Origin of the sequence: Streptomyces albicerus (assembly GCF_008905045.1) — a bacterium.
Lineage (GTDB): Bacteria > Actinomycetota > Actinomycetes > Streptomycetales > Streptomycetaceae > Streptomyces > Streptomyces albicerus.
Genome location: NZ_VWMY01000154.1, coordinates 1 through 10163 on the forward strand (window position 1 = coordinate 1; position 10163 = coordinate 10163).

The 10163-nt window shown below is 67.1% G+C and carries 9 protein-coding genes and 1 tRNA gene; 7 read left to right on the forward strand and 3 right to left on the reverse strand.

The features are described from left to right. Positions 1 to 132 precede the first annotated feature (132 nt). Positions 133 to 1377 (forward strand): uroporphyrinogen-III C-methyltransferase, encoded by a 1245-nt coding sequence (gene cobA / locus GAS53_RS53810; protein ID WP_151485135.1) that lies wholly within the window; start codon positions 133 to 135, stop codon positions 1375 to 1377. A 65-nt stretch (positions 1378 to 1442) separates the two neighbouring features. Then, positions 1443 to 2261, forward strand: coding sequence for a TrmH family RNA methyltransferase (locus GAS53_RS53815; RefSeq protein WP_151485136.1), 819 nt, complete (start codon positions 1443 to 1445; stop codon positions 2259 to 2261). A gap of 125 nt (positions 2262 to 2386) precedes the next feature. On the opposite strand, the gene GAS53_RS53820 is transcribed toward GAS53_RS53815, so the two are convergent. Then, complete coding sequence (locus tag GAS53_RS53820; protein WP_192583714.1) at positions 2387 to 3658, reverse strand: serine/threonine-protein kinase; 1272 nt, start codon at positions 3656 to 3658, stop codon at positions 2387 to 2389. A gap of 196 nt (positions 3659 to 3854) precedes the next feature. Here GAS53_RS53820 and GAS53_RS53825 point away from each other — a divergent pair, with 196 nt between their 5' ends. From GAS53_RS53825 to GAS53_RS53840, 4 genes are all read left to right on the forward strand, one after another. Beyond that, positions 3855 to 4121, forward strand: coding sequence for a hypothetical protein (locus tag GAS53_RS53825; protein WP_151485138.1), 267 nt, complete (start codon positions 3855 to 3857; stop codon positions 4119 to 4121). Between the two features lie 208 nt (positions 4122 to 4329). After that, entirely contained in the window at positions 4330 to 4539 is a 210-nt protein-coding gene (locus tag GAS53_RS53830) for a hypothetical protein (RefSeq protein ID WP_151485139.1), read from the forward strand. Positions 4540 to 4819: 280 nt separating this feature from the next. Further along, positions 4820 to 5767: an aminoglycoside phosphotransferase family protein gene (locus GAS53_RS53835; protein WP_151485140.1), complete on the forward strand. Its 948-nt coding sequence runs from the start codon at positions 4820 to 4822 to the stop codon at positions 5765 to 5767. A 73-nt stretch (positions 5768 to 5840) separates the two neighbouring features. Further along, a complete protein-coding gene (locus GAS53_RS53840) occupies positions 5841 to 6128 on the forward strand; it encodes a TFIIB-type zinc ribbon-containing protein (protein ID WP_151485141.1) in 288 nt (95 codons plus the stop codon). A gap of 53 nt (positions 6129 to 6181) precedes the next feature. Here GAS53_RS53840 and GAS53_RS53845 read toward each other — a convergent pair. Then, positions 6182 to 6256, reverse strand: a tRNA-Val gene (locus GAS53_RS53845). Positions 6257 to 6645: 389 nt separating this feature from the next. Further along, positions 6646 to 6942, reverse strand: coding sequence for a hypothetical protein (locus GAS53_RS53850; protein WP_151485142.1), 297 nt, complete (start codon positions 6940 to 6942; stop codon positions 6646 to 6648). An 802-nt stretch (positions 6943 to 7744) separates the two neighbouring features. On the opposite strand from GAS53_RS53850, the gene GAS53_RS53855 reads away from it, so the two are divergent. Then, on the forward strand, positions 7745 to 8710 hold the full coding sequence (locus GAS53_RS53855; RefSeq protein ID WP_151485143.1) for a hypothetical protein: 966 nt from the start codon (positions 7745 to 7747) through the stop codon (positions 8708 to 8710). Positions 8711 to 10163: the final 1453 nt, after the last annotated feature.

The window sequence follows — 10163 nt, forward strand, 5'->3', positions numbered from 1 at the left end:
GGGGTGGGCTTGGGGAAAGAACCCCCACCCACCCAAGCCACCCACCACCCCGCACCTTAAAATCCGCATGTCAGGGCCGCTCCAAAGCAGCAGCGCGCCCGCCGCACCGCCCGCATGAGGAGCCGCACCTCCATGGCCGAAAACCCCGCCTACCCCGTAGGCCTCCGTCTCACCGGCCGCCGCGTGGTCGTCCTCGGCGGCGGCCAGGTGGCCCAGCGCCGCCTCCCGGCCCTCATCGCGGCAGGCGCGGACATCCACCTCGTCTCCCCGACCGCGACCCCCTCGGTCGAGGCGATGGCGGACGCGGGCGAGCTGACCTGGACAAGGCGCCCGTACGAGCCGGGCGACCTCGCGGAAGCCTGGTACGCCCTCATCGCCACCAGCGACCCCGAGGCGAACACCGCGGCCTCGGCAGAGGCGGAGGAACACCGCGTATGGTGCGTCCGCTCGGACGACGCGGACGCGGCCACCGCCTGGACCCCTGCGACGGGCCACAGCGAGGGCGTCACGGTGGCCGTCCTGACGACGAACGCGAAAGGCCGCGACCCTCGCCACACGGCGGCCATCCGCGACGCGGTCGTCGAGGGCCTCCGCGACGGCACCCTCGTCGCCCCGCACCACCGCACCCGCACGCCCGGCGTCGCCCTGGTCGGCGGTGGCCCCGGCGACCCGGACCTGATCACGGTCCGCGGCCGCCGCCTCCTCGCCGAGGCGGACGTGGTCATCGCCGACCGCCTCGGCCCCCGCGACCTCCTCGCCGAACTCCCGCCGCACGTCGAGGTGATCGACGCGGCGAAGATCCCGTACGGCCGCTTCATGGCCCAGGAGGCCATCAACAACGCGCTCATCGAGCACGCGAAGCAGGGCAAGTCCGTGGTCCGTCTGAAGGGCGGCGACCCGTTCGTCTTCGGCCGCGGCATGGAGGAGGCCCAGGCGCTCGCCGAGGCGGGCATCTCCTGCACGGTCGTCCCCGGCATCTCCAGCTCGATCTCGGTCCCCGGCGCGGCGGGCATCCCGGTCACCCACCGCGGAGTCGCCCACGAGTTCACGGTCGTCAGCGGCCACGTGGCCCCCGACGACGAACGCTCCCTGGTCGACTGGGCGGCGCTCGCCAAGCTCCGCGGCACCCTCGTCGTCCTGATGGGTGTGGACAAGATCGGCGCCATCGCCCGGACGCTCATCGACAACGGCAAGGCGGCCGACACCCCCGTGGCCCTCGTCCAGGAGGGCACGACCGCCGCCCAGCGCAGGGTCGACGCGACCCTCGCGACGGTCGCCGAGACCGTACGCGCCGAGGACGTGAAGCCCCCGGCGGTCATCGTCGTCGGCGAGGTCGTCACCGTGGGCGCGGGCAGCCCGCCGAAGACATCTGAGTAACCCCGGGTAACCCAACCCGTTCCGAGCCGTTGGCACCACACCCAGGACAAGGCAGTATCACCCCTGTGGCCGATCTCATCACCGTCGAGGACCCCGCCGACCCGCGCCTGCGCGACTACACAGGCCTGACCGACGTGGAGCTGCGTCGCAAGCGCGAACCCGCCGAGGGCCTGTTCATCGCCGAGGGCGAGAAGGTCATCAGACGGGCCAAGGACGCCGGTTACGAGATGCGCTCGATGCTGCTCTCCGCCAAGTGGGTCGACGTCATGCGCGACGTCATCGACGAACTCCCCGCCCCGGTGTACGCGGTCAGCCCCGAGCTCGCCGAACAGGTCACCGGCTACCACGTGCACCGCGGCGCGCTCGCCTCCATGCAGCGCAAACCGCTGCCGACACCGGACGACCTGCTCCAGACGGCCCGCCGGGTCGTCGTCATGGAGTCGGTCAACGACCACACCAACATCGGCGCGATCTTCCGCTCCGCCGCGGCCCTCGGCATGGACGCGGTCCTGCTCTCCCCGGACTGCGCCGACCCCCTCTACCGCCGCTCGGTGAAGGTCTCCATGGGTGCGGTCTTCGCCGTCCCCTACGCCCGCCTGGACACCTGGCCCAAGAGCCTGGAAACGGTCCGCGAGGCAGGCTTCACCCTCCTCGCCCTCACTCCGGACGAGAAGGCCAAGTCCCTGGACGAGGCGGCCCCGCACAAGATGGACCGCGTGGCCCTGATGCTGGGAGCGGAGGGCGACGGCCTGTCCACCCAGGCCCTGGTGGCGGCGGACGAGTGGGTCCGCATCCCGATGGCCCACGGGGTGGACTCACTGAACGTGGGGGCGGCGGCAGCGGTGGCGTTCTACGCGGTGGCGACGGGCCGACCACAGAGTTAAGACACCCTGCACGTGAAAGTCCCCGTGACTGAGGCGCCCCGTCAGGGGTGCGGGGCTGTGACACTGTGCGGCTCCGCCGCGTGGGCGCGACCAGCCACAAACGGCCCGCAGTCGGCGAAAAACGCTCACCCGCCCTGATGCATCCCACTCCGGTAGTACGACTGCTCCTGCCGTACGTCGTTACCCGGGCCCTCATGATCAAGCCCCCGAGCGGGCCCCTGGCAGCCTTGCGCCGCCGCGATGCCCAACGCCACCAACAACGTCACCACGACGAACACGAACAGCCGCTGCCGCAACAGCCGCGGGTTGGCGGGCCGCCGCCCGGTCCCGGTCGTCCGCGGCCCCGGACGCCCCGCCCCGCTGCGGGGCGGCACGGGCCGACTGCCCGTGCCGGAGCGCGGGGGCGCCGGACGCGCCCCCGACCGCGACGGGCTGCTGTTGCCGCGAGGCGAGGGCGTGCCCGGCGTACGCCGCTGGGTGCGCTGCTCCGGGTAGCTCTCGGTGAGCCGCCCGGTCGGCCGGTCGGCCTCGGCCACGCGGGGCGCGGGCGGCCGCGTGTCGTTCAGCCCCTGCGTCTCCCGGGCCGCGATCTCCTTGAGCCGCAGCGACAACTGCAGTGTGCTGGGCCGCTCCTGGGGATCCTTCGCCAGACAGGCCCGTACGAGAGGGGCCAGCGCGTCCGGCACACCGTGCAGCTGCGGCTCCTCGTGCACCACTCTGTAGAGCATCACTTCGGAACTGCCGTGCCCGAAGGGCGAGTCCTGGGTCGCCGCGTACGCCAGCGTGGCGCCGAGCGCGAACACGTCCGTGGCCGGCGTGACCGCGGCACCTCGCACCTGCTCCGGCGCCAGGAACCCGGGCGAGCCCACCGCCGTACCGACATGCGTGAGCGTGCTCGCACCCGTCGCCCAGGCGATGCCGAAGTCGATGATGCGTGGCCCCTTCGGGGACAGCAGGATGTTCGACGGCTTCAGGTCCCGGTGGACGACACCGGCCTCGTGCACCGCCACGAGCCCCTCGGAGAGGGCGGCACCGACGGCCGCGACCTCGGCCGCGCCGAGCGGGCCCTCGTCGGCGACCTTGTCGTGCAGAGAGGGTCCGGGAACGTACTGCGTCGCGAACCAGGGCCGGTCCGCCTCCAGATCCGCGGCCACCAGCCGGGCGGTGCATCCACCCCGGATCCGCCGCGCCGCCGACACCTCGCGCGCGAACCGTGACCGGAACTCCTGGTCCTCCGCCAGATCCGGCCGGATCACCTTCAGCGCGACCCGCTGGCCACGCCGGTCGGAGCCGAGATAGACAACGCCCATCCCGCCCGCGCCGAGCCGTCGGTGAAGCCTGAACGAGCCGACGACACGCGGGTCCTCGCGCCTCAGGCGCATCATCGCCATGTCCATCCCCGCTGCCCGGTCCGTTTGACGAGCCACAGCTTACGTTTCCGCGGCCGGGTGCGCGCAGAGGCCGCGCCCTCGCGGCCCGATCGATTGTCAGTGCCGGGTGGGAAACTTGAAAGATGGTCAGGGCACGGGGGAGCCAGGCGGCGTTGGGCTGCGCGGATCCCCAACCATCCGCGGCAGAAGGGGGATTGGGCCCGTGAAGGGTGATCGCGTGGAGATAGTCGTAGACGCGGGAGACACGACGCGTACGTACGAGGTGGTGGCGAGCCGCGCGGGCCGCCGGGTGGAGACGGCGGTCCGCAGAGGAGTGGTCGAAGTGAGCGAAGTCACCCGCAGCGGATCCGTCGTCCGCACGGCCCGCTTCATGGCCACCAGGGTGCTCGCTCTCGTCGAACAGCCGGTCCCCAGGGAGGACACCTCGGAACAGACCGGACGTCCCCTCCGGGAAACCCCTGAGACCTAGGACCTCTTCTCCACCCAGGGGAGTAGTTCCCTGGTCACCGGTCATCCTCCGGGAGGCCCGGTAATAGGTACGAGGGCATGACGACCCGCACGCGCTCCACGCATAGATTTGTTGTCAAGCGGCGGGTGCAGCACTCGTCCCCCGAGGTCAGACACCCGCCGCTGCCAGACAGCAAGAGCTTTTCAACAGAACGGTCAGGAGAGGGACCATGGCGGACACGGCACCGCGGACGATGATCCGCACGCAGGGACGCAAGGCGTACACCGCCGCGTTCGGTTCCAGCCGGTCCGGCCGTCGCCACCCCCTGGTGGCGACAGCCATGGTCCTCCCTCTGGCCACCCTGCTCGTAGTCATCTTCGGAGGCTGGGAAGCAGTGGTCACACAGGCGTCGTCCGTGGGCGTGATGCTGGGGCGCTGAGCGGCGCCCCAGGCCCGGAAGAGCGGTCCGGGCGGGGACATCCGGCCATGAAACCCCGTGGGGACGGGGGTGCGGCGGACGGCAAAGATGCGGGCGCAGCTGGGGAGCTGCGCCCGCATTGCTTTGCCCCCCTTTTTTTTGCGCCTGAACCGGCGCCGCTCTCGCGGACCAAATTGCTCGCCGTTGGGGTTCCTCAATTGATGGTTGCGGTTCAGAGACCCAAAACGCCTGCGTACGCTCACGGGGAGAGCCAGCGGCGTACTACTTCAGGGGGACCCGAGTGACCGCAGACGTGCTGCCCGCGCTCACCGCGAAGGTGCGGGCCGCGGTGCACCCGGCATCGGACACCTGTGTCTGCGGTACGGGTACGGCCGTGCTGGCCGACCGGCCCGACGGCGCTGTCGTCCGGCATGCCGGCACCGTGGCGAAGGCGCATGCCGTCGACACCGATCCCGGTGAGCTCTCGGCACGGATGGCTGTTGCCGCTCACCCCGGCCTTGCCGGGGTTCTCCTGGCGCCGCTCAGCCCAGACGCAGTCGCATTGCACGGCCGGCCGGTCACCTTCTGGCCCTACGGCACTCCCGTGGACCGTGAGAACCCCGAAGCCGCCCCCTGGGAGGAGGCCGCCACCCTCCTCGCGCATCTGCATCGGACACCGGAGTCCGTACTTCCGCCCGGGCTCCCGCCGATGCGCGGCCCGGCGAAGGCGGCCCGTGCCATCGCCCGACTCCGGGCGGCCGGACCTCACCCGGCGGCCGCTCCGGTGCTGCGCGCCTGGGCGGTCCTGCCCGCCTGGGCGCGGGACGAGGCTCCGATGCCGTACTCGCGCACGCTGTGCCACGGCGACCTCCATCTGGGCCAGCTCGTGCGCGTGCCGGACGGCGACTGGCTGCTCATCGACATCGACGACCTGGGCGTGGGCGACCCGGCCTGGGACCTGGCCCGCCCCGCGGCCTGGTTCGCCTGCGGTCTCCTCCCGGCGGAGGAGTGGACCCGCTTTCTCACCGCGTACCAGAAGGCCGCAGGGCCGGCCGTCCCCTCGGACACCGATCCCTGGCCCGCCCTGGACGTCCCGGCCCGCGCCCTGACCGTACAGACCGCGGCCCTGGCCATCGCCAAGGCGGTCGCGGCGGAGCGGCCGTTGGACGAGGTGGAGACGTCCGTGATCGACGCATGTGACCGAATGGCAGCGCACTCGCCGGAGTTGGCGGGAGGATTCGCGACGTAGGGTGCAACCGACCGAAGCCGGGCAGAGTCTGTCCTGGCGGAAGCAGTACCGACGGCGAGGAGTTGAGCCGAGCATGCAGTGTCCGAAGTGCCATGCGCCGATGCACACGTACAACCGCAATGGTGTCCAGATCGAGCAGTGCAGCGGCTGCCGCGGGATATTCCTCGACTACGGCGAGCTGGAGTCGCTCACGCGCCTGGAGGCGCAGTGGTCGCAGCCCGCGCCGCCTCCGCCGGGCGCGCCGCAGGCATACCCGGCCGCTCCCGCCCCCGCGTGGGGCGCCCAGCACGGCGGCGGTCACTACGGCGGCCACCACGGCCGCCGTCAGAAGGGCTTCGGCCGCATGCTCTTCTCGTCCTGAACCGTCCCGGACGACGAAGCCCCCGGCCGTACGAGACGGCCGGGGGCTTCGGCTGGTGCGCGATACTGGGATTGAACCAGTGACCTCTTCCGTGTCAGGGAAGCGCTCTCCCGCTGAGCTAATCGCGCGGGCGGCCCGTCCGGGCCGGTGAACAGATACTGACATGCCTCTGGCCTGCATCGCAAATCCGTTGGCGTCCGTGGGCGTTCGCCGCTGTGCGTGCCGGTTGTCACGCAGTTAGTCACTCAGTCCGCGAGGTTAGTCACTCACTCTGGCGGGTCTGGACTGAGGTCGGCGGAGTCTCAACGACCCAGTCGAGCATCGGCGCGATTGGTCCCCGGAGCACCAGTTTGGAAGATCGCGTATACGGATGGGCCTGATCTGGCGAGATGCTGACCTGTGCGTTCCTGTGCCGTTCGCTGACGGTCCCCGTTGCTCCCCACCGGTCGCCGCTGGATCGGGCACGCAGAGGGCACGTATGGCTTTCTGCCGCGTTCTCAGCCCGCTCCAGGGGTGGTTACGCGGTCACCACGTTGAAGGCCGGGTACACCTTGAGCTCGAACTCCGGCATCCCGACCTCTTGCGCGTACGGCGCCAGAATGTCCGCGAACCGTTGCCACGCCTCCTCGGATTCCCAGACGTCGCACACGAACCAGCCGGTCGGGGTGGGCCCGGCGGCGTGCGAGATGAGGCCGGGCACCGGCCAGTCCGAACGGCCCTTGACTAGTCCGCGCCCACCGGTCACCTTGTCGGCGATCTGCTCGTACTGGGCCTGAGTGCCCCCGGGGATGTCGTTCACCGTGATGACCGCCATAGCTGATCCTTCCGTTGCCTTGCCTTGCCTGTCTGTCTCAGTCGACCAGCGTGCGGAGCGTGCCGCACGTGCGGTGCGGCCGTGCGGGTAATGGGCACAAGCACCCGAGGCCGAACGGAGCCGTGGGCGACTCGATGCCAGGTGCTGGATCTGTGCCGCCCACGCGAGGTCGGCGTAGCGACTTTGGCCTGGAGCTGCTTTGGCGCGAGTGATCATGGCCCCGTAAGCTTCCGGCGCGTCGGGCAGGACTCGAACCTGCAGCCAAGCGCTTAGAAGGCGCGTGGTGCTTGCGACGCAACGACGTCCTGACCTGCCGCGATGACCGGGGTAACGTCTACAAGCATCAAACTTCGACACACATTCGACTGTGGCGGCCGGAGAGACACGCTTCACTGGTCTCGTGGAACTTGTAGAGCGACCGATCAAGTGGGATCGACAGAAGCACGCTACTGGCACAGAATCTCATGAACAGCGCTGTGCTTGGGGCGCTCCATGTAGTCAGGAAGCGTGTTGGAGCGTTCACGTAGAGGACAAGGGCGGCGACAGCTGGTGGGCTGTCTGCGAGCAACATCGCGCTTCCTCAACGGTCTTGAACACCATGCGGCCTGCTGAGTAGCACACGGTCTAGGACGTCAGCGGAACAGCCCCGGCAGTGGGCGTCCTGTGCACCTCCATTGCGACCGGCAGGGTCGCCGGCCGTCGTCCTCCCACTCGGAGATCTTGAGCCCCGGACTTCTCCGGGCAGCCATGCGAATGGTCTCAATCTCCTGCCGTGCGCCCACCTCCTCGATAACATAACCGAATGAGCTCTGCCCCCGAATTGTTCGGTATACCTGTAGCAGTTTTGGCCCTTGTCGTAGCCGGAGCCGGTTTCCTGGTTTCATTCGTTGCTCTCGGATGGCAAATATCAAAGCACATGCTTGACGGAGGTCGAGTGCGAGTGTACCTAAATGCAGCCACATGGGAACCGAACGCAAGACTCACCACTAACAATACCGGAAAATGGAAAATGAAGGCGGGCGAGTTTGGGAGAGTGTCAAAAGAGAATATAGAACTAGCGCAGCTCGTCGTCGAAAATCCCGGCCGCACGGCAATCACGGTTCACCGCCCAAGCCTAGCGATCTCGACTAGGGGGAAGAAAGGGTACTTCGTTACGCCGCGAATGTTCAAACTTGAAAACTATGGATCGGACACCGCAACCGCGGAAACTGTCGTACGCATAGATCCATACGACCGCGTCACGTTTCTACTCGACTACTGGAGCGTGATCCATAGCAAGCTAGACAATTCCCAGAATAAGCGTATCAACGTGCGTGGCTCCGTCTTGGTGGCAGGTCGTAAGCACCCCCGAAGGTCACCCAGAAGATTGACATGGAAGATACCGAAAGAGGCCTGGACCGCTTATACAGACGTGAGAATCCTTTCGCCATTTACGGTTATGTGGCGCGAGATTTGTCGGTCTCATCTAGGTGGAAAAAGTCCAAATAGAAATGAAACAAGCCCCCCGGTAAGCGTTCTCAGCGGAGTTCTATTCGAGGCCATGCGAAAGTTCGAGGAGCGCCCCACTCAGGAAGACTTTAGATCCGCCATCAAGGAGGTTGCTGCAGAATGGAAAGTTAGTCATTTGCCGCTCCAAATTGCCTCGTTTCGGATGTATGAAGCCCTAGACTGGAATAGGGAAAACCTAGGACCCTGGCCCCATGAATCAGCCGACAGCGCGTCGGTAAATGAGGCTCCTCCTGGTGTCATTGAGGTGGACCGAGACTGACAGTGTGCTGATACTCGCAACCACGCTCTCCTGAGGATATTGAACGTGTGCCGGCAGGGTCTCGGTGGCCGAGCAGGAGTGTTCGTTCGAGGTGCCCCCGCCGTGCGTGCGAATGTAGCGAAATGGCCGTCGTGCCGTGCTGCACCTCGCTGCTGTGACGCGCACGGCTCCGGAGGGCCCTTCTGTTTCGCGCGTATGCGCAGGTCACAGGCTTCTAACTGATCGATTAGGCAATGCTCGTCCACGGATGGTCCGCCGATCGCTATTGGCGAGTGCGACGGCCGCATTGGCCATGGGTGAACGGGTGCTGGCTGCGCGACTACTGCCAGGATTCAGCGGCTCCCTCAGCATGAGTCCCGTGGTATCGCTGGTAGTTCGTGACACATTGTCAACTGGAATTCCCTATAGGCGGTTCTGAACTGTTCGGCCTTAAATTCAAGGTGAGGGCTTGCTGGGGGTGGCTCCCATATTGAACTTGGGAGTGAAGCGGAGACCGCACGGCTCGCGCGCACAGCGTCATCACTTCCATAGACGTACACAGAGTTGACGCTTCCCTGGTACGCGGATCGAGCTTCATCCCAAGCCCGCCAGTCAAATTTGCAAGGGTTCTTTTTGGCGCAGTTTGAAATTGTATTGCTCGTTTCGACGGCGAATTTGTCGGACGAGTGGAGAAAATCGCTGTAGACTTCCGCGCGCTTTTCGCGATCCTCTGACCTGTGCTCTTCCAGAGTCTGGGATTCCTGTACCTGTTCGGTCGACCTGGTTTGTTGCCATGCTGCAAGTGATGAGAACCCTCCGGCTATTGCCGCGCCAAGCACGATTCCTGTGAGGCCGATTAGGATTTCTGACCTTTGACCCCGAGGTGAGGCGCTACCGTCAGATGAATTCGAATCCGTGTCATCGGATTGGGTGGAATCGTCGCTAGCATTGGCGTCTTGGCTGGGCGAGCTTGGCGCATCATCCGATGGGGTCATGGCGTCAGATTGTAAGTGCCTCGCGGTCGGTCTATCAGTTCCTTTTGCGGATCACCCCGGTGAGTATGCGCCCGCGCTTGATCACGCGGTCGGCGGAGCGACTTTGGCCGGGAGCTGCTTTGGCGCGAGTGATCATGGCCCCGTAAGCTTCCGGCGCGTCGGGCAGTCTGTGGACCTGCCCGTTAAAGCACGACGTTGGGGCCATGATCTTCGAGGCTCGCGCCAAAGTGGCTGGCTAAAGTCGCGGAGCCGACCGCCCCGGCCACGGCGGGGTTTCTCCCACGTCATGGCCGCGTCCACCGTCTGGCCGGCGGCCTGGTGCGGGATCAGCGGGCCGTACGAACGTCCGCGTATCTGGCAGCGTCGGCCCGCATGTCACCGCCACCACGATGCGGCCTCCCGCGGTAACACAAAGCTTCTTTGACTTGCACTGTTGGGGATCACCGTTCGCCCCCGTGCCCGTGTTGGGTTTTGGCCGC

Excerpts from the sequence above, each read along its gene's own strand:
- GAS53_RS53840 (WP_151485141.1), top strand. The coding sequence starts at position 5,841 with ATGCAGTGTCCGAAGTGCCATGCGCCGATGCACACGTACAACCGCAAT.
- GAS53_RS53820 (WP_192583714.1), bottom strand. The coding sequence starts at position 3,658 with ATGGACATGGCGATGATGCGCCTGAGGCGCGAGGACCCGCGTGTCGTC.
- GAS53_RS53850 (WP_151485142.1), bottom strand. The coding sequence starts at position 6,942 with ATGGCGGTCATCACGGTGAACGACATCCCCGGGGGCACTCAGGCCCAG.
- GAS53_RS53830 (WP_151485139.1), top strand. The coding sequence starts at position 4,330 with ATGGCGGACACGGCACCGCGGACGATGATCCGCACGCAGGGACGCAAG.
- cobA (WP_151485135.1), top strand. The coding sequence starts at position 133 with ATGGCCGAAAACCCCGCCTACCCCGTAGGCCTCCGTCTCACCGGCCGC.
- GAS53_RS53855 (WP_151485143.1), top strand. The coding sequence starts at position 7,745 with ATGAGCTCTGCCCCCGAATTGTTCGGTATACCTGTAGCAGTTTTGGCC.